Source organism: Azospirillum oleiclasticum, from assembly GCF_013423485.1.
GTDB classification, from domain to species: domain Bacteria; phylum Pseudomonadota; class Alphaproteobacteria; order Azospirillales; family Azospirillaceae; genus Azospirillum; species Azospirillum oleiclasticum.
In genome coordinates this window covers 23,119-42,545 of the sequence record NZ_JABFFR010000062.1, presented here as the reverse complement: position 1 = coordinate 42,545, position 19,427 = coordinate 23,119, and the positions used below count along the sequence as shown (strand labels likewise).

Here is a 19,427-nt window from a genome sequence, read left to right as displayed (position 1 = left end):
GGCGCCAGTGCCGCGCGGCGGCCTCCGCCGTGCTGCCGTCCGCCGTGCCGCTCCGTTCGGCCTGCCGGCCGGCCTCGGCGTGACCCTCCGCCACCCCCGGCGCCAGCGTCAGGGCGCGGGCGAGCGCCGCGGCGGCAGCCTCCGGCCGCTCCTGCCGGCGCTCGGCCATGGCCAGCAGCCGCCACGCGTCGTCGCGGCCGGGGCGCTGCTCCAGCGCCCAGCGGGCGAGGCCCGCCGTTTCGCCGGGGTCGCCCGCCTCCAGCCGCCCGACGGCCGCGGCCAGCACCTGGTTCAGCAGAAGCTCCAGATTGCCGGTGACCGCGGCGTCGGCGCAGCCCAGCGCCAGCAGCGCCCGGTAGAGCGCCGCCGCCAACCCCAGCCGCCCGGCCTTGTGGTGGTCGACCGCCTGCGCGAAGAGCGCGCGCCGCGCCGCCTCCGCCCCGGCGCGCAGCTCCGTCAGCATGGAAGCTGCGCCGTCAGCCGGGCGATCTGCTCCGCCCAGCTCCAGGACCGCATGCGGTCGGCGGCCGCGGCGCCGCGCCGGCGCGCCTCCGCCCGGTCGGTATGGATCGCCTCCAGCGCCGCGACCGCCTCGTCGGGGTCGGATTCGCCCCAGCCCTCGGTCCCCGGGCAGCGGTCCGTCGGGGGCACGGGCCCCTGGCGGAGCAACGGGTAGCAGGCCGTATCCCCGGCAGGATCGGCCGCCGCCGGATCCGGGGCGATCAGGTCGAGATGGCCGGTGTTGGCCGACAGCACGGTGGGCAGGCCGCAGGCCATGGCCTCCATGGCGACGAGGTTGGTGCCGCCCTCGCAACGGTTGGTGAAGAGAGCCGCGTCCGCCTCGCGCAGCAGCACCGGCAGATGCCGCTGCGGCACCAGACCGCAGTCGATGACGGAGCCGGGCGGCAGCCCGTTGGCCTGCGCCCAGCCGGCGATGTCCAGCCCGCCGCCGGGCAGGAGCGCCGGGTCGCCATCCACCAGACCGCCGGCCGCCATGCCGATGCCGAGCTGCGGGAAGGGGTTCTGCCAAGCGGTCAGCAGCAGCGCTTCGGGGTGGCGGGCGTGGAAGCGCCGGAAGGCGGTCAGCGCGATGTCCTGCCCCTTGCGGTGCTCCAGCTTGCCGCCGGCGAACACCACGAAGCGGTCGCCCAGCAGCCCGGCCTTCGGGGCAGGGTGGAACAGCGTTCCATCCACCCCCTGCGGGGCCAGAACCACATTGCCCAGCCCCAGCCCGCGCAGCACCGCGGCGTTCCAGCCGGAGCCGGCGACGACCCGGTCGTAGGCGGCGGCGCGCTCCAGCGCCGGGCGCGAGAGGGCGGTGTTCTCGAAGAAGACCACCCCCACCTCGTGGCGGCCGGCGAAGCGGGCGGGGACGATGGGCTGCATGTCGAAGGCGAGCCCGCGCAGCACCGTGGCGTCGAGCTTCAGGGCATGGCCGGGATGGGCGGCGGCCAGCGCGTCGAGCCGCCGCTGCTCGGCCAGCGCCGGGGCCAGCAGCCGGGCGTGCAGGGGCCCCAGGTCGAGATCCATCGGGGCGGCCAGGGGAACCGCCGGCCGCCGGCCGGGGCGGGCGCAGTCCAGCGCGAGGTTGAGCCCGAAGACCCCCCAGCCGTAGGCCCCGCCGATCCGCCAGTCGATCCCGATCATGCCGCCCTCCGGGCGGATGCCCGCGACGGCGGCACCGCCCACCGTATGGGAGCCTGAGGTGTCAACGTCCAGGGCCGTTGATCTCAGCCCTTTTCCGCTGCCAACGTGTGCGCCACCAGCGCGTTGGCGTGGCCATGGCCCATCGCGTGGTCGTTCTTCAACATGGCGACCAGTTCCATGTGCTTCGCGGGCAGGTGTCCGCGGATGATCGCCTGCCACTCCGCGATGGACTTTCCGTATTTCTTCTCGATGGACGGGAAGTAGGAAGCCGGTCCCTTCACCGGTTGATCAGCCATGGCCCGTGGTGCTCCACATTGTCCGGGGGCGGTTGGTCAGGCCAGCAGCGTATCCAGCACGCGGTCCAGGCTTTCCTCCCAGGGCGGCAGGGCGATGCCGAAGGCGGCCTGCAGCCGGCTGTTGTCGAGGCGGGAGTTGGCCGGGCGCGCGGCGGGGGTGGGGTAGTCGGCGGTGGTGATCGCGGTGAGCCGCGGGCGCCGGCCGGTCTTCTGGTCCAGCCGCTGGAAGATGCGCTCGGCGAAGCCGTGCCACGTGGTCACCCCGGCCCCTGTGCAGTGGTAGATGCCCCAGGGGACGGTGGCGGGGTTTTCCCGGATACGGGCGACGATGGCGAGGATGGCGGCGGCGAGGTCGCTTGCTGCGGTGGGGGCGCCGTGCTGGTCGGCGACCACCCGCATCTCGTCGCGCTCGGCGCCGAAGCGCAGCATGGTCTTCACGAAATTGGCGCCGTGCGACGCGTACACCCAGGACGTACGGAGGATGACGTGCTGCGCGCAGCCGGCGCACACGGCGATCTCGCCGGCCGCCTTGCTGGCGCCATAGACGCTGACCGGGCCGACCGGGTCGTCCTCGGTGTACGCCCCGTCCTTGCCGCCGTCGAAGACATAGTCGGTGGAGACGTGGATCAGCGGGATGCCGCGCCCGGCGCAGGCAGCGGCCAGCCGGCCGACACCGACGGCGTTGACCGCCCAGGCGGCGGCGCGCTCGCTCTCGGCTTTGTCGACCGCGGTGTAGGCGGTGGCGTTGACCACCAGATCGGGGGCGTGGCGCTCCACCGCCGCCTCCACGTCGCCCGCCCGCCCCATGTCGAAGTCGGGGTAGGCCTCGCCCGCCAGCTCGGTGCCGGCCGGCCAGGAGGCGGTCATCAGCTCGTGCCCGAGCTGGCCGGGCGTGCCGAGGATCAGGATCTTCATGCCGTGGCCTCCGCGCTGGTCAGGCCCAGCCGCTCGCCGCGGTAGGAGCCGTCCATCACCGCCTGCCACCAGGAGCGGTTCTCCAGATACCAGGCCACCGTCTTGCGCAGCCCGCTCTCGAAGCTCTCCTGCGGGCGCCAGCCCAGCTCGCGCTCGATCTTGCCGGCGTCGATGGCGTAGCGCTGGTCGTGGCCCGGCCGGTCGGTGACGAAGGTGATCAGCCGGTCGTGCGGCGCGCCCGCGGGGTTCATCTCGTCCAAGAGCGCGCAGATGCCGCGCACCACCGCGATGTTGGTGCGCTCGTTGAAGCCGCCGATGTTGTAGCTCTCGCCGATCCGGCCCCGCTCCAGCACCAGCCTGAGTGCGCGGGCGTGGTCCTCCACATAGAGCCAGTCGCGCACGTTGTCGCCCTTGCCGTAGACCGGCATCGGCTGGCCGTGCAGGCCCTTCAGGATGACCAGCGGGATCAGCTTCTCCGGGAAATGGTAGGGGCCGTAGTTGTTGGAGCAGTTGGTGACCACCACCGGCAGCCCGTAGGTCTCGTGCCACGCCCGCACCAGATGGTCGGACGACGCCTTGCTGGCCGAGTAGGGGGAGTTGGGGCTGTAGGGCGTGGTCTCCGTGAAGAAGCCCTCGGCCCCCAGCGAGCCGAACACCTCGTCGGTGGAGATGTGGTGGAAGCGGAAGGCGGCGCGCTCGGCCTCCGGCAGGTCCAGCCAGTAACCGCGGGCGGCCTCCAGCAGGCGGAAGGTGCCGACCACGTTGGTCTGGATGAAGGCACCGGGCCCGTCGATGGAGCGGTCGACGTGGGATTCGGCGGCCAGATGCATCACCGCGTCGGGCCGGTGCTGGGCGAACACCCGGCGCAGCTCCTCGCCGTCGCAGATGTCCACCTTCTCGAAGGCGTAGCGCGGGTTCCCTTCGGCCCCCGGCAGCGAGGCGGGGTTGGCCGCGTAGGTCAGCTTGTCGACGTTGACGACGTGGGCGTCGGTCTCCGCCAGCAGTTGCCGGATCACGGCCGACCCGATGAACCCGGCCCCGCCGGTGACGAGGATGCGCTTCATGGAAACCCCCTGGGAACCGGGATCAGGCGTGGTGGAACCAGTCGGGAAGATCGGCGAGACGAGGATGCAGTTTGTCCTTGTCGGACAGGCGCGCTTCCGCGGCCGCGACCGGCCAGTCGATGCCAAGGTCGGGGTCGTTCCACAGCAGCCCCTTGTCGTGCTCGGGGGAGTAGAAGTTGCTGACCTTGTAGAGGACCTCGGTGTCCGGCTCCAGCGTGCACAGCCCGTGCGCGAAGCCGATGGGGATCAGGATCTGGTTCCAGTCCGCCGCCGAGATGCGGGCCGACACGTGCCGCCCGTAGGTGGGGGAGCCGCGGCGGATATCGACCGCCACGTCCAGGATGGCGCCGCGCACCACCCGCACCAGCTTGACCTGGCCGAAGGGCTCGGTCTGGAAATGCAGGCCGCGGATGGTGCCGGGTTCCGCCGACAGCGAGTGGTTGTCCTGCACGAAGTCGAAATCCAGCCCCGCCGCCTGGAAGGCGCGCCGGCTGTACGTCTCCGAGAAGAAGCCGCGGTGGTCGCCGAACTTCCTGGGCCGGATGATCTTCACGTCGGGGATGGCGAGCGCTTCGATCTCCATGGGTCAGGCACCTTCCTTGGCGGGGTCTTCGACTGTGGTCGCTGCGGGCAGCCATGGCTTCGGCAGGCGGGGCGGGAACGCCAGGCTGAAATCGCCGGCGTCCAGGGTCAGGTTGGGGTTGTAGTAGGGATCGTTCAGCAGGGTGCGGCCCCAGCGCGCGTGCATGTGCCGGATCTCGCCCATGAAGCGGTTGATCTTGTCGGGCGCCATGTCGGACCCGCGGGATGCGGATTCCAGATGGTACAGCTCGGCGTGCGGGGTCCACACCACGAGGTGGCCCGCTTCCCGCACCTTCAGGCAGAGATCGACGTCGTTGAAGGCGACGGCGAGGTTCCCGGCGTCGAGCCCGCCCACCGCGTCGAACACCGACCGGCGCATGACCAGACAGGCGGCGGTCACCACCGACATGTCCTGCACCAGCCGCAGCCGGCCGAAATGGCCGGGATGCTCGCGCGGCAGGTGCTTGTGGATGTGGTTGGCGACCCCGTTGATGCCGGTCACCACGCCGGCGTGCTGGATGGTGTCGTCGCCGTAGTAGAGCTTGGCGCCGACGGCCCCCACTTCCGGCCGCACGGCGTGGCTGACCATCTCCTTCAGCCAGCCCGGCTCGATCACCTTGATGTCGTTGTTGATGAGGCCGATCAGCTCGCCCTTCGCGTGCTCCACGCCGAAGTTGTTGATGGCCGAGAAGTTGAAGGCTCCCTCGTAGCGCAGCACCCGCACCCGGGGCCGCCCCTCCAGCGCGGCGAACCACTCCAGCGTCGCCGGTTCCTCGCTGTTGTTGTCGAGGATCAGGACCTCCAGGTTCGGATAGTCGGTCCCGTCGAGCAGCCCGTCCACGCACTGGCGCAGCAGGTCGAGCTTGTCGCGCGTCGGCACCAGGAGGGAGACCAGCGGCAGCGGGTCGGGCAGCGGGTAGGCGATGCGCGAGTACCACTCCGCCCCCGGCGCCGGCTCGACGCGCGCCGGCACGCCGATCCGGTCGAAATGGTCCTGCAGGGCGCGGCGGGCGGCGTTCGTCGCCGTCGGCAGCGCCGTGGTGGAGAAGGAGGAGGAGGAGGAGAAGACGCGCCAGTGGTAGAGGATGTGCGGCACATGCCGGATCCGCGCCGCCTCGGTCTTCTCGACCGCGCGCAGCACCAGGTCGTAGTCCTGGCTGCCCTCGTAGCCCACCCGGAAGCCGCCGATCGCCTCCAGCAGCGTCCGGCGGAACACGCCGAGGTGGCTGATCATGTTCTGGCCGCAGAACAGGTCGTAGTTCCAGTCGGACTTGAAGTAGGGGTCGTAGCGGACGCCCGCCTCGTCGATCTTGTCCTCGTCGGAATAGAGGATGTCGAGGTCGGGGTGGTTCTCGATCTCCAGCGCCACGACGTAGAGCGCGTGCGGCGGCAGCTCGTCGTCATGGTCCATCAGGGCGACGAACTCGCCGGTGGCCAGCTCCAGCGCGGTGTTGCTGGCGGCCGAGATGTGGCCGTTGGCCGGGCGCCGCACGACCTTGATGCGCGGGTCGCGGCGGGCGTACTCCGCCAACGTCGCGGCGACGTGCGGGGCGGTGGAGGCGTCGTCGGCGATGCACAGCTCCCAGTGCGGGTAGAGCTGGTCGATCACCGTGTCCAGCGCGCGGCGCAGGTAGGGGTCCGGCGTGTTGTAGACCGGCATGACGATGGAGATCAGCGGCTTGCGGGTCAGCCGGGCGATGCCCTCGGCGATGGCCCCGCGGTCGTGCGGCGACAGCGTGTCGTAGAGCTGCACCCAGGTCGGGTAGTCGAGCGCCGCCCCCTTGGGCATCAGCTCCTGGACCAGCTTCTGCTTGGCCACCGCCAGCCCGTTCTCGCGCAGCAGCCGCATCGCCTCGCCCATGCGGCCGCGGTAGAGGCCGAGCGCGCGCCCCAGCACCTGGAGCTTGCCGATCTCGCGGACGGTGACGTTGTCGATGGCGAAGCGGGCGGGCCGGTCGGTCGGGTCGAACCGCAGCCCCTTGGTTTCGGCCGGCAGCAGCAGCACCGTCTCGACCGTTCCCGAGGCCACCGGAGGCAGGCGGATGGTGCCGCCCTCGCCGAAACCGTTGCCGGTGTCGATGTAGAGCAGCGGCGCCAGCGGCACCGAGGTTTCGGTCACGCGGAAGGACAGCAGGCACCAGCCGGTCGGCGGCCGTCCCTGGTCCGAGGCCAGCCGGAAGGCGGGGTCCACCCCGGTGCTCTCGAAGGCGCCGTCCGCCACCCGCACGTCGTGCAGCGGGGTCAGCATCATCCGGTGCAGCCGCGACCGGTGCAGCCGCCGCAGCCGCAGCGCCAGCCGGCCGAGCCGGCGCACCGGGGCCGACAGCTTCCAGGAGGTGGAGTGGTAGACCGCGTGGAGCTGCTGGTGGGCGTTGCGCAGCATCGTCTCCATGCCGGCCACGCCGGCGCGGAGGTTGTCGATCTCGCCCTGGAGGGCGTCGATGGTCCGGTCCCGCTCGGCCACCGCGCCCAGCGTCCGGCCCAACTCCCCGTTCAGCCCGGCGATGCTGGAGTCGCGGTCGGCGACCCAGCCTTGCAGGGTGGCGATGGAGCCGTCGCGCTCGGCGACCGTGGTCATCAGCCCGCGGATCTCGTCCATGCGTCCGGCGATCTCGCCCTGCAACGCGGCGATGGCGGAGTCGCGGTCGGCGATGCTGGAGTCGCGGTCGGCGACCCAGCCTTGCAGGGTGGCGATGGAGCCGTCGCGCTCGGCGACCGTGGTCATCAGCCCGCGGATCTCGTCCATGCGTCCGGCGATCTCGCCCTGCAACGCGGCGATGGCGGAGTCGCGGTCGGCGATGCTGGAGTCGCGGTCGGCGACCCAGCCTTGCAGGGTGGCGATGGAGCCGTCGCGCTCGGCGACCGTGGTCATCAGCCCGCGGATCTCGTCCAGCTTGCCGCGCACGCTGTCGTGCAGCCCGGCGATCTCGGCCCTCAGCGCCTCGATCTCCGCGGCGCGCTGCTGGGCCTGCTGGGTGTTGACCACCCCGCCGCCCAGCCGGTCGAAGAAGGCGCGGATCCCGCGCAGGCGGGGGCCGTTTTCCACCTGCGCCGCGAACAGCCAGCGCAGATCGTCCGGCAGCTCGTCGCCGACGCCCAGCACGCCCAGCCCGTTGGAGTGCAGGAAGGTGAAGTGGGGATGCTGCGCCGACAGCTCTTCCCACAGGCGCCAGACGCCGAAATCGTCCTTGCGCACGTTGGTGTCGTGGAACAGCACCACGCCGCGGCGGCTCAGCTTCGCCCGCCAGGTCTCGAAATCGTGGCGCACCGCCTCGTAGGTGTGCAGCCCGTCGATGTGCAGCAGGTCGATGGTGCCGTCGGAGAAATGCCCGGCCGCCTCGTCGAAGGTCATCCGCATCAGGCGGGAGAAGGCGCCGTAACGGGGATCGTGGAAATCCGCCAGCGCGCGGTGGACCTCGTCCCCGTAATAGCCGGCCTGCGGGTCGCCGGCCCAGGTGTCGACCGCGAAGCAGGCGGTCGGCAGCTCCAGATGCTTCACCGCCTGGCAGAAGGCCGCGTAGGAATTGCCGGTGTGGGTGCCCAGCTCCACGAAGGTACCGGGATTCAGCGCCCCGGTGATCCAGAAGGCGAAGGGCACATGCCCCAGCCAGGAGGGCGGGGCGACGATGAGATCCGGTACGAGGAGGCTGATCGGGCGCGAAAGGCGCGAAAGCGTGTCGGAATCCTGGTCCACCACGTGCAAATCCACCGAACGCCTCTCGCTCTTGCGGGGCCGCCCGCAAGGACGGCGGCCTCTTTTTTCCATGAGCCGGACGCGCGTGCGCCGCGGAAGCCCCGCCCGCGCCGCTTCCGGCCGCGGACAGGGATACGCCGTCCGGCCCGTCCAATGCAAGCCGGCCGCTCAGCCCCCTCCGGGTGCCGCGGCGGGAACCGTCACGCCCCCCGGTGGCTGCAGCTCGGTCACCGCGCCGTCCGCCGACAGGGCGAAGACGCGCACGGCCGTCCCCTCGAAACGGCCGGCGGGGACCGGCACCGCGAAGCCGGCGGCGGCGAAGCCGGGGGCGCCCAGCGCCGCGGCGACGTCCGGCCGCAGCCTCCCGGGCAGCGCGATCCCCACCACCCGGCCGCCGGCCACCGCCGCGACCAGGGCGGCCGGCTCCCGCCGGCCGAGGTCGGCGGCCCAGCCGGTGATCACGGGGGTGCCGTATTTCAGGAACATCACGCTGTCCGCCCAGCCGGTCAGCCGCGCGGCGTCCGGGGTCAGGGGCGGCTCGGTGCGCAGCGTGGCCCCCTCCAGCGTGGCGGCCATCACCCGGCGGCGCAGCTCGCGCGTCGCCCGCTCCCCCGCCGTTCCTTCCATCAGGGGCCGGGCGAAGGCGGCGTCCATGCGGCGGGCGACCGCCAGATAGGGGGCGATGTTGCGGGGGGAGACGGTGGGGCAGTAGAGCGGCCGGTCCTCGTCGCCGTCCTGCAGCCAGACGGCGAGACAGGTGGCGGCAGCGTGGTCGCGCGCGGCCGCCACCTGGTTCAGCCGCGAAAAGTCCCAGCGCGCCAGCGACGGTTCCAGCCGCCGGTCGGGCGAGTGCGGGTCGAGCGGGTGCAGACCGAGCAGGTGCAGGCCGAGGATCGCCACCGCCAGCGCCGCACCCGCGGCGAGCCGCAGCGCCGGGGCCGGCAACAGCCGCATCCAGGCGGCCATCAGGGCCGGCAGGGCCAGCACCACCGGGAAGGCGTAGCGGGGCGAGGCGCCGCAGCCCATGATCACCACCCCGCCGTCGCCGCACAGGTGGCTGCGGCCGACGGCGGTCGCCAGCGTCAGCAGGATGCTGCCGGCCAGCAGGGCGGACAGCACGAAGGCCGGGGCGGCCCCCCCGTCCCCATCCTCGTCCCCGTCCCCGTCCTCGTCGTCGTCGTCACCCCGGCGCAGCAGCGGCAGCAGCAGCGCCGGCACGGCGAAGGCCAGGAACAGCGCCGCCCCGACGGCCAGCCGCGCGTAGGGCGCCACCACGTCCGTCGGTGCGTCCGCCGGCACCCCGGCCGCCGCGGCGAAGGCGCCCAGCACGAAGAACCAGAAATCCTTCTCCCACGGCCACACCAGCGCCTGCTCGGTGTGGTTGGCGTAGGAGCCGATGAAGGTCAGGGCGAACATCAGCAGCGTCAGCGCCACGCCGCCCAGCACCGCCACCCGCACCCGCGGGTCGGCCAGCAGCGCCCGCGGGGTGAGCCGTCCGGCGGCCAGCGCTCCCAGCAGCGCCGCCCCCGCCGATCCCAGCAGATAGGAGGAGCCGAACACCCCGGTGCCGCCATAGCCCAGCAGCAGCAGCCCGGCCAGCCACCAGCGCCGCGCCGCCATGGCGTACAGGAAGCCGAACAGGCACAGGAAGATGAAGGGCTGCGCCAGCCCCATCGCCTGGTAATAGAAATATTCGGCGTTGGCGGTGCTGACCAGCAGCAGCCCGGCCGCCGCCACCGGCACCGCCTCGGCGGCGGAGCGCACGCACACCCGCAGCAGCAGCGCCGCGTAGAGCGCCAGCATGGCGCCGTAGACGATCCAGCCGAGCAGCCGGAAGCCCACGAAATCGACGCCGATCACCCGCCACAGCGCGTGCGTCAGCAGCTTGAACAGCGGGGCGACGTGGTCGCTGTCCTTGGCGAGCAGGCTGTGCAGGGTCAGCGGCTGCTGCACACCCTGCGCCTCGCCGAAGAAATAGCCCCAGTCGTCCCAGTAGGGGATGCCCGTGCTGACGTGCAGGTTCAGGCCGAACTCGCACAGATAGAGCACGACGGCGAGGCCGAGCAGGGCGCCCGCCAGCAGCCGCGCCGGAAAGGCGCCGCCCGCGCCGTCACGGTGCACCGCCCGCGCCGTCACGGCGTCCCCGCATCGATGGCGATGTCCAGCATGGGGATGCCGACCAGCCCGCGGACGACGTGGCTGGCGTGCACCTTGAAGAACAGGGCGTCGTCGATCCAGTGGTGCTGCACGTGGTCGGCCTGGGTGCCCTCGGCCAGCGCCACGGTCACCGCGAACTCGCCCGACGGCAGGTAGGGCATCTGGAAGCGGAAGCGGGCGGTGAAGCTGGCGCCGGCCGGCACGCTGATGGGGTCGAGCTGGTAGGTCAGGTGGGTGTTGTCGCCGAACAGGGTCTGGCCCAGCCGGTCCTTCACGTAGAAGCCGACGATCGGGCGGAACAGGTCGCGCTCGGCCCGGCAGGTCACCGCCAGCACCACCTCCTCGCCGCCCTCCAGCGCCGCCGGACGGCCGCCGCCGGCGTCCAGCAGGGCGACGCCGGTGATGCTGGCTCCGCGCTCCCCGAACCACGGGCCGCTCTCGTCGAAATCGAAGATCTCGATGGCGTTGCGGTGCTCCGACGCCTTCAGCAGCTCGGCCCGCGCGTCGGTCACCGGCTGGTCCGGCCCCTCGCGCCGGCTGCCGCCGATGCGGAAGCCCGCGGCGTCGTCGCGGGTGCCGTAGAGGTCGGCCAGATAGCGGTGGCAGACGTCCTTGGCCGGCCCCACCTCGCGCAGGGTGCCGCGGTCCAGCCACGCCACCCGGTCGCACAGGTTCACCACCTGGCCGGTGTCGTGCGACACGAAGAACAGCGTGCCGCGCTCCTTGAAGGCGCGGATGAAGCGCATGCATTTCTGGGTGAAGGCGGCGTCGCCCACCGACAGGATCTCGTCGACGATCAGGATGTCGGCGTCCACATGCGCCGCCACCGCGAAGGCGAGGCGGGCGTACATGCCGCTGGAGTAGAGCTTGACCGGGTGCTGGATGAAGTCGCCGATGCCGGCGAACTCGGCGATGGCCTGGAAGCGCTCGTCGATCTGCGCCGTCGACAGACCCAGCACGGAGGCCGCCAGATAGACGTTCTCGCGGCCGGTGAATTCCGGGTTGAAGCCGGCCCCCAGCTCCAGCAGCGCGGCGATCCGCCCGTTCACCGTCACCCGGCCCGAGGTCGGCGTCAGCGTGCCGCAGACGAGCTGCAGGAAGGTGGACTTGCCCGAGCCGTTGCGCCCGATGATGCCCACCGTCTCGCCGCGCCGGACCGTCAGGTCGACGCCGCGCAGCGCCCAGTATTCGTCGTAGTAGCGGCGGCGGCCGCGCACCAGCATCTGCTTCAGCCGGTCCTGCGGGCGCTTGAAGATGGCGTAGGCCTTGCCCAGCCCGACCGCCTCGATCACCGTCTCCCCAGGGACGATCCCGTCAGACGACATCGGCGAACCCCCGGCGGGTCTTCACGAAGAAGGTGTGGCCGAGCCACGCCCAGACCAGCGAGCCCAGGCAGACCAGCGTCCATTCCACCGGCGGCAGCCCGTGCCCCCAGAACATCACGTCCTTGGAGCGCTCCAGCAGGATCGCCAGCGGGTTGGCCAGGATCACCGCCTGCACCTCCGCCGGCACGGCGGAGACCGGGTAGAAGATCGGGCTGAGGAACATCATCACCGTGACCAGCACCGTGACCACCTGCCGCAGGTCGCGCAGGAACACCCCGGCCGCCGACAGCACCCAGGCGAGCCCCAGCGTGAACAGGCACAAGGGCAGCAACACCAGCGGCAGCAGCAGGACGGTGAGCGGCGGCGGCCCCATCACCACCAGCGAGAACACCGCCAGGATGACGAAGCCGATGGCGGCGTTGAACAGCGCCGACAGCAGCACGACCACCGGCATGATCTCCAGCGGGAAGACCACCTTCTTGATGTAGCTGAGATTCTCCAGCATCAGGCCGGGCGCCCGGTTGGCGCATTCGGCGAAGATGGTGAACAGCACCATGCCGGAGAACATCAGCACCGCGAACTCCGCCGTGCCGCCGCCGCCGCTGCCCCAGCGGGCGCGGAAGATCATCGTGAACATGAAGGTGTAGGCGGCCATCATGATCAGCGGGTTCAGCACGCTCCACAGCAGCCCCAGCGCGGAGCCGCGGTGGCGCGCCTCGATGTCGCGGCGGGCCAGCCGCCCGATCAGCGTGCGGTGGTGCCAGACGGTGAGGAGCGGGGCGAGCGGACCGGTGCCCGCGGCCAGGGGCCGTCCTGTGGATGCGATCGGCAAATCGAAGCGTGTCCCTGCTTGCGGCGGCGCGACCATAGCGCCGCCCTTCCGCCCGTTCAAGCGCTCCCCCTTGCCGCTCCCCCTTGCCTCTCTTGCCGTGGCGTCTGGGAATTGTATGGTGTCGGCCGCCCGATGGAGCGATCGGCAGCGGGCAACGGAGCGGCGATGAACGACGACACTTTGGTCCGGGCCGCGCGCCGCGATCCCGGTGCCGTCTGCGCCATCGCCCTGGAGCGGGCGCGGGCCGGCGAGCTGGAACTGGCGATCCGGCTCTGGCGCGCGGTGCTGGCGGCCAGCCCCGGCCATGCGGAGGCGGCGGCGCTGCTGCCGGACGCCATCGACCGGCTGCTCAGGGCGGGCTTCGGCCGCCACCGCGCCGGGCGCCCGGACGAGGCCGAGCCCTTCTACCGCGCGGTGCTCCGGAACGATCCCGGCAACGCCGACGCGCTGCACCTGCTGGCCCTGGTCGTGGCCCCCCGCGACGGCGTGGAGGCCGACGCCCTCTACCGGGCGGCCTTCGCCGCCCGGCCGGAGTTTCCCGAAGCGCTCCACAACCACGCCCGTTTCCTGACCGCCACCGGGCGGTACGATGCCGCGGTGGCGGTGCTGCGGCGCCTGCTGGCGATCGATCCGCAATGGCCGGACGGTTGCCATGCCCTCGGCATGGCGCTCAACGGCGCGGAGCGGGGCCGGGAGGCCGTTCCATGGTTCCGGCGCATGCTGGTCCTGGTCCCCGACCATGTGGAGGCGTGGCTCAGCATCGCCTCCTACGATGACCGTGCCGGCCGGATGGAGGAGGCGCTCGGTGCCTACCGCGGTGCGGTGGCCCTGCGGCCGGATCTGGAGATGCCGCATTTCATGCTGGCCCACGCGCTGCTGAAGCTGGGCCGTCCGGCCGAGGCCGCGGGGTCGCTCGGCCGTTGCGACCGGCTGGCACCGGGCGACCACCGCAACGCGCTGTCGCTGGGCATGGTGCTGGAGGCGCTGGAGGACTGGGACGGGGCGGAGGCCGCCTACGCGCTGGCCGTCCGGCTCTGCCCCAGCTCGGGCGAGAACTTCACCCTGCACGCGCTCCTGCGGCTGCGCCGCGCCTTCGACTGGCCGGAGAAGCCGCGGCTCGCCGCGTCGGGGGCCCGGGTGACGATGACCACGCTGGGGCGCAACGGCCGCTTCGGCAACTCGATCCTGCAATACGCCTTCCTGCGCCTGTACGCGGCGGAGCACGGGATGGCGTACGAGGTGCCGGAGTGGGTCGGCCGCTACCTGTTCGATGGCAACGACCCCTGGCCGTCGGCTCCGCTGTCGGTGCTGCACGAGGCGGACGCGCGCTTGGCGGATTCGCTGGCCCGGCGGATTCCGCTGGTCTACCGGAACTACAATCTGCTCGGGCATTTCTGCTACCCCACCGCGGCGATGGCGCGCCACCGCGGGCTGTTCCGCGACATGCTGGCGCCCAATCCGGTGCTGCGCCCGCGGCTCGACCACGCGATGGAGCGGCTGCGCGGGATGGGGCGCACGGTCGTCTCCGTCCATCTGCGGCGCGGCGACTTCGGCCAGGGGCCGTTCTGGATCGCGCCGGAGGCGTGGTACCAGGCGTGGCTGGAGGAGCATTGGGCCGGGCTCGACGCCCCCGTGCTCCACCTCGCCACCGACGAGCCGGCGCTGGCGGAGGCCTTCGGCCGCTACCGGCCGGTCGTGCCGGCCGATCTGGGCGTGTCGCTGCCGGGGGCGGACTTCTACCTGGATTTCCACATCCTGTCCTGCGCCGACGTGGTGCTGATCTCCAACAGCACCTTCTCCTTCACCGCCACCATGCTGAACGCCGCCCGCGACGGCGGGGAGGCGCGCCGCTTCCTGCGCCCCGACCGCGACCGCCGCTGCCTCGTCCCCTACGACCCCTGGGACGCCGACCCGCCCCAGCTCTTCCGCCCGTCGTGACGGCCGGGGGGCTCACCCCGGCAGGAAGGCGCCGTGCAACTCGCAGAAGCGGGTCGATACGGTGGCGGTGGGCAGCGCGTAGCCCAGCCAGTTGCGGCTTTGCAGGGCGAGCCCCGGATCGGCGGCCCGGCGCTCGTGGTCGGCCCGCGACAGGGCGGCGAAGCGCCGCTGGAATTCGCCGGGATGCCCCGCGGGGTCGGCCAGGAAGGCGATCATCTCCTCCGTGATCTCCACCAGCTCGTCCTCGCCCAGGGACTCCAGCCGGATGCCGGCCAGGTCGTAGTCGCGCCGGGTCACGAAATCGCAGACCCCACGTTCGAGGATCTCGGCGTAGGACAGCAGCCGCGGCCGTGGACCGCCGACATCGTAGCAGCGGCGGAAGGCGATCAGTTCCGGCCCGACATGGAGGTTGCAGAAATAGGGTGGGGCGTTGAGCGCCAGGACCGGCTTGCCCATGGCGCGGGCCAGCGAGCAGGGGCCCGACATGCTGGCGATCATGAAGTCGCAGCGGTCGATGGCGGCGGGTTCGAGCAGATGCCGGTAATGCTCGCTGAAGGGCGCGTCGATCACCCGCCCGCCGAGGTCGGGCAGGCGTGGCATCGTGCGGTCGCCGATCCGCACCACGTGGTAGCCGCGGCCGGTCAGGTGGCGGATCGTCCTCACATAGTCCCGGATGTCCAGGTTGCGGAAGTCGAAATGGGTGTCCCCGCCGTAATAGCCGGCGGTGCGGACATGCAGGACGACCAGCCGGGCGTCCTCCGGCACACCCATCCGGGCCAGGAGCCGGGTGCCCTCCGCGCGCTCGTCGTCGGTGAGCGCGAGGAAACGCGGCCGGTTGCCCGCCAGAAGGTGGTTGTGGAAGGTCCGGAAGAGCTGCAGGTAGGACCACAGGAGATAGGTCCGGTTGCCGCGTTTGGCGACGCCGATATCGAGATCGGACATCATGACCGTGATGCTGTCGGTCTCCACCACGCGGACATTGCGCATGCACAGCGCGAAGACGCTCTGGTTGATCCGCTCCACCGGCGTCAGCGGCGACACCACCAGGACGATCTCGTCGAAGGAGTCCTGGAACAGCGTCTTCAGGTAGAACAGCTCCTGGGTGATGTGGCCGATCGCCACGCTCCGGGCGAACAGATAGACGAGCGTCCTGGGCGCCGTCCCCGCGTCGGGCGGGAGGAGGGCGTCGATGTGGTTGAGGACCTGGGCCGCCGGCACCATCCCGGACAGGGTGTCGATGTCGGGCCTGTAGTACACGTTGACGAGTGCCCACGCCCTTTGCAGCGCCTCCCGGACCCGGCCCCGTGCGTGCTCCAGGGACACCAGCAGCTTGCAGACCGACGCCGAGCGCGGGTTGAGTGCCAGCGCCTGGCGGGCATAGTCTTCGGCCTTGTCGAGCAGGCCGAGCCGGGCGGCGGAGTCGGCCGCGTTGACGAAGACCGAGGGTTCCCGGAGGTCGCCCGCCAGCGCAGCCTCGAACGCCGCCAGCGCCTCCCGCAGGGCGCCGCGGTGGTGCAGGATCAGACCCAGCTCGAAATGGAAGACAGGATGCCCGTTGTCCTCTAATGCCCGCAGGCAGGCCGCCTCCGCCTCCGCCGGCCGGTTCAGTTCGACCAGAATCCTGATGAGCCGGCGGTGCGGTTCGATCAGCGCCGGTTCCAGTCGGCACAGCACGTCCAGCCGGATCACGGCGTCCGACGCGCGTCCTTCATCGCGGTCGCGGGTGGCCTCCTGGAGAATGGTCTGGGCTGTGGTCATGTGGTGGCCGCTGTGGACGTGGGGGGATCCTTGGAACGACAGGCTGGGTTCTAACCCGTGGCCTGGGGGTTTGAAAGTGGGGATGGAATTGGGTCGTCATCCCGGCGCGCTTGACACCCGGCCTTCCGGCGGAGGATCAGACGGCAGCGAACCGTCGGCGTCCGGCCCGGGCCGGCCCGCAGAACAACCGGAGACGAAGCCGATCATGGCCGACAAGGGCGTCCTCTACATCGTCTGGGGCGAGCAGGGGCGGGCGCTGATGAACCGCTCGCTGGCCTCGCTGCGTCAGTACCACCCCGACCTGCCGGTGCATGTCGCGACGCTGCCGGACGGGCTGGACCCGATGCAGGGCCTGTTGCAGAAGGCCCGGATGCTCGACCTGTCGCCCTTCGCCACGACGCTGTTCCTGGATGCCGACACGGTGGTGCTCGGCAACCTCGATTTCGGCTTCGCCCAGGCCGACCGGTTCGGGCTCGCCTGCTCCATCTGCGAATGCCCGTGGGCGCGGCGCTACGGCGGGCTGGACGGTGATATCGTCGAGTACAACACCGGGGTGGTCTTCTTCAGCCGCAGGGCCGCACCGGTGTTCGAGGCGTGGAAGACGCTGGCCCCCACCCTCGATTCGTCCTTCCTGCACGTGCCGCCGGGGCAGCGGGTCGTCGGCCGCATGCCCTACAACGACCAGGCGTCCTTCGCCAAGGCGGTGGACCGGACCGGTGTGCTGCCGGCGGTGCTGCCGCTCAACTGGAACTACCGGCCGCGCTGGCAGCATTCCTTCTTCGGGCCGCTGAAGATCTGGCACGACTACATGGACGTTCCGCCGGTGATCCGCGACACCAACGCCTATTACGAGACGCACGGCCGCGACGCCGTGATGCAGTGCGTGACGCTGCCGTTCGAGGCGCTGGCTCAGGGCGGCGGGGCGTCGTCGTAGAACCAGCCGAGCCGGCGGTAACGGTCGGGGTCGCGGCGGAGCGCGGCGGGGAAGCCGTCGTCGAGTGGCACCGCACGGAATTCCCCGCCGTAGCCGTGCGAGCCGTCCATCAGCGCGAAGATGCCGTGGCCGGAACGCAGGGCGGCGCGGATCGCCGCCGGGTCCTGCTCGGCCAGCCCGGTGTATTCGCTGTGCGCGTAGGAGCGCAGCTTGCCGATCACCTTCTCGATGCCGCCCAGCCAGGAGAAGTGCCAGCCGCAGCCGTAGAGCAGCGTGCCGTACTTGGCGATGGCCATGAAGCGGGCGAGGTCGGGGCCCATGGCGCGCAGCAGGCCGTAGGGCAGCGAGATCAGCTTGTGCCATTTGTAGCTGCAGCGGAAATCGACGAAGCCGCAGTAGTAATCGACCGACAGGCGGTTCAGCCGCCCGGCCAGCAGCGGCGAGCGGCGGATGGCGTCCACCGCCGCCGGACGCGGGATCTCGTCCACGTCGGTGACGAACACCACGTCGCCGTCCTCCGCCCGGCCCTCCAGCCCCTTCAGGATGGCGTCGCGCTGGTGCTTCTCGCGGTCCCACGGCGAGGGGCCGGGGGAGCCGTCGGCCACCACATGCACGATCTTGTCGGCGAAGCGCGCGAAGCGGGCGAGATTGTCCGTCAGCACCAGCGGCTTGGGCTTGCCCTGGAAGGTCCAGGGCGCCTCCACGATGACGAAGGCGTCGACGTGGTCGTAGAGCTCCTCCAGCCGCAGCTCCAGCAGGTCCAGCTCGTTGTAGAAGGTGAAGGCGTCGAACACGCGGGGCATGCGCGCCGGGGCGGCGCCGGGGGCCGGCGGCACCCCGACCAGCCGCGGGTCGGCGGCGAGCGCCCGGTTGTGGAGATCCATCGCTTCGTACAGGGCGATGTTGCCCCACTCGTCCGTGTGCTCCTTCTCGGTCATCGCCTCGGGGCGGCACAGCGCGCGGCGGCGGGCGAGCGCGTCGTGGAGCCGCCCGCGCACCGCGGCGTCGCCCGGCCGGAACAGCAGGGATTCGTGGTAGTAGGCGCAGGCGTCCTTGAGCCGGCCCTCCGCCATCAGCGCGTCGGCGCGGTCGGCGAAGGCGCCGGCGTAGCCGGCCTGGTCGGCGAAGGCCTCGCCCGGGCGGCCCAGGAGCGCCAGGGTCAGGCCGAGGTGGAAATGCGCCGGGGCGTGGTTGGGCTGCACGGTCAGCGCCGCGCGGAAGGCGTCCGCCGCCTCCTCCAGCCGGCCCTTCTCGCGCAGGATCAGGGCGCGCTGGTGGTGCGCCTCGCCGTCGGACACGCCGAGCTCGGCCGCCCGGGTGAAGGCCTCCAGCGCGGCGTTGTTGCGGCCGGCGTTGCGCAGCGCCTTGGCGTTGCGCAGGCGCAGCGCCACGTCGCCGGGCCGCAGATCCAGCGCCGCGCCATAGGCATCCGCCGCCCCGTCCCACACCCGCAGCGCTTCCAGGATCTGGCCCAGCTCGTCGTGCGCCTGGGCGTTGCCGGGGTTCAGCGCGGCGGCCTGGCGCAGGTCGTCCGCCGCCTCCGCCAGCCGGTTGGTCTGGCGGCGCAGCGCCGCCAGGGTCATGTGCAGCCGGTCGTTGCCGGGGGCGAGCGCCACGACGCGGTCGTAGGCGGCGATCGCCTCGTCGATGCGGCCCAGCTTCAGCAGGACGCCGGCAAGCTGGATGGCGACATTGGGATCGGTGGGGGCCAGCTCGCAGGCGCGGCGCAGCTCGGCCGCCGCCTCCTCGTTGCGGCCGAGTGCGCCCAGCGTGACGCCGAGCCCGCCGCGCGCCGGCGCGAAGTCGGGCAGCAGCTTCAGGCAGCCGCGGTAATGCTCCTCCGCCGCGGCCAGCGCCCCCTGGCCCTTCAGCGCGTTGCCGAGGTTGTAGCGGGCGTGCGCCATCGCCGGGTCGAGGTCGATGGCGCGGCGCATCAGCTCGATCGCCTGCACCGCGTTGCCGGCGTTGGCGAGGATCAGCCCCAGCAGGTGCAGCGCGTCGGGGTGGTCGGGCTGGGCGTCGAGGATGCAGCGGTAAAGCCCGCCCGCCTCCGCCAGCCGTCCCGACTGGTGGTACCGAACGGCGAGGGACAAGGTTTCCTGGACGGTAGCCATGCGGGCCGGCCGGTCTCCGATGGGGAAGGACGCGACGGGTATATCTGCCCCGAAGGATTCATGGGAATAAGAAAAAAGGGCGCAGGCCGCGGCGCCGGAAAATCGATTGTCGGCTCTCCCGGCCCCCATGTAGGGTGCGATGGCGGTTGCGGAACACCGGCCCGCCCGCGG

At 71.7% G+C, this 19,427-nt stretch carries 13 protein-coding genes and 1 pseudogene; 2 read left to right on the top strand and 12 right to left on the bottom strand.

Going from position 1 to position 19,427, the window contains the following annotated elements:
* The 10 genes and pseudogenes from HL658_RS34795 to HL658_RS34750 all read right to left on the bottom strand — a co-directional run.
* Positions 1-463 (bottom strand): annotated as a pseudogene (locus tag HL658_RS34795) (hypothetical protein); the annotation flags it as partial.
* The gene (locus HL658_RS34790) at positions 457-1,647 is read right to left on the bottom strand and encodes a glycosyltransferase (RefSeq protein ID WP_180286764.1); all 1,191 of its coding nucleotides are present in this window, start codon (positions 1,645-1,647) and stop codon (positions 457-459) included. The pseudogene HL658_RS34795 and the gene HL658_RS34790, both read right to left, overlap by 7 nt.
* Positions 1,648-1,730: 83 nt before the next feature.
* Positions 1,731-1,943, bottom strand: a complete 213-nt coding sequence (locus tag HL658_RS34785; protein ID WP_180286763.1) for a DUF4287 domain-containing protein — start codon at positions 1,941-1,943, stop codon at positions 1,731-1,733.
* Between the two features lie 36 nt (positions 1,944-1,979).
* A complete protein-coding gene (rfbD, locus tag HL658_RS34780; protein WP_180286762.1) occupies positions 1,980-2,858 on the bottom strand; it encodes a dTDP-4-dehydrorhamnose reductase in 879 nt (292 codons plus the stop codon).
* The gene (gene rfbB, locus HL658_RS34775) at positions 2,855-3,922 is read right to left on the bottom strand and encodes a dTDP-glucose 4,6-dehydratase (RefSeq protein WP_180286761.1); all 1,068 of its coding nucleotides are present in this window, start codon (positions 3,920-3,922) and stop codon (positions 2,855-2,857) included. The genes rfbD and rfbB overlap by 4 nt, the downstream gene beginning before the upstream one ends.
* A 22-nt stretch (positions 3,923-3,944) precedes the next feature.
* The gene (gene rfbC, locus HL658_RS34770; protein ID WP_180286760.1) at positions 3,945-4,505 is read right to left on the bottom strand and encodes a dTDP-4-dehydrorhamnose 3,5-epimerase; all 561 of its coding nucleotides are present in this window, start codon (positions 4,503-4,505) and stop codon (positions 3,945-3,947) included.
* A gap of 3 nt (positions 4,506-4,508) precedes the next feature.
* On the bottom strand, positions 4,509-8,198 hold the full coding sequence (locus tag HL658_RS34765; RefSeq protein WP_180287727.1) for a glycosyltransferase: 3,690 nt from the start codon (positions 8,196-8,198) through the stop codon (positions 4,509-4,511).
* 168 nt (positions 8,199-8,366) lie between these two features.
* The gene (locus tag HL658_RS34760; RefSeq protein ID WP_180286758.1) at positions 8,367-10,334 is read right to left on the bottom strand and encodes a hypothetical protein; all 1,968 of its coding nucleotides are present in this window, start codon (positions 10,332-10,334) and stop codon (positions 8,367-8,369) included.
* Positions 10,331-11,680, bottom strand: coding sequence for an ABC transporter ATP-binding protein (locus HL658_RS34755; RefSeq protein ID WP_180286757.1), 1,350 nt, complete (start codon positions 11,678-11,680; stop codon positions 10,331-10,333). Before HL658_RS34755 ends, HL658_RS34760 begins: the two co-directional genes overlap by 4 nt.
* Positions 11,670-12,512 (bottom strand): ABC transporter permease, encoded by an 843-nt coding sequence (locus HL658_RS34750; protein WP_246338256.1) that lies wholly within the window; start codon positions 12,510-12,512, stop codon positions 11,670-11,672. The genes HL658_RS34755 and HL658_RS34750 overlap by 11 nt, the downstream gene beginning before the upstream one ends.
* A 165-nt stretch (positions 12,513-12,677) precedes the next feature.
* Here HL658_RS34750 and HL658_RS34745 point away from each other — a divergent pair, with 165 nt between their 5' ends.
* The gene (locus HL658_RS34745) at positions 12,678-14,450 is read left to right on the top strand and encodes a tetratricopeptide repeat protein (protein WP_180286755.1); all 1,773 of its coding nucleotides are present in this window, start codon (positions 12,678-12,680) and stop codon (positions 14,448-14,450) included.
* Positions 14,451-14,462: 12 nt separating this feature from the next.
* Here HL658_RS34745 and HL658_RS34740 read toward each other — a convergent pair whose 3' ends face one another.
* Positions 14,463-16,208 (bottom strand): TIGR04372 family glycosyltransferase, encoded by a 1,746-nt coding sequence (locus HL658_RS34740; RefSeq protein WP_180286754.1) that lies wholly within the window; start codon positions 16,206-16,208, stop codon positions 14,463-14,465.
* A gap of 205 nt (positions 16,209-16,413) precedes the next feature.
* Here HL658_RS34740 and HL658_RS34735 point away from each other — a divergent pair, with 205 nt between their 5' ends.
* Positions 16,414-17,142, top strand: coding sequence for a hypothetical protein (locus HL658_RS34735; protein WP_180286753.1), 729 nt, complete (start codon positions 16,414-16,416; stop codon positions 17,140-17,142).
* On the opposite strand, the gene HL658_RS34730 is transcribed toward HL658_RS34735, so the two are convergent.
* Complete coding sequence (locus HL658_RS34730; RefSeq protein ID WP_180286752.1) at positions 17,118-19,256, bottom strand: tetratricopeptide repeat protein; 2,139 nt, start codon at positions 19,254-19,256, stop codon at positions 17,118-17,120. The two genes, HL658_RS34735 and HL658_RS34730, sit on opposite strands and share 25 nt — an antisense overlap.
* Positions 19,257-19,427: the final 171 nt, after the last annotated feature.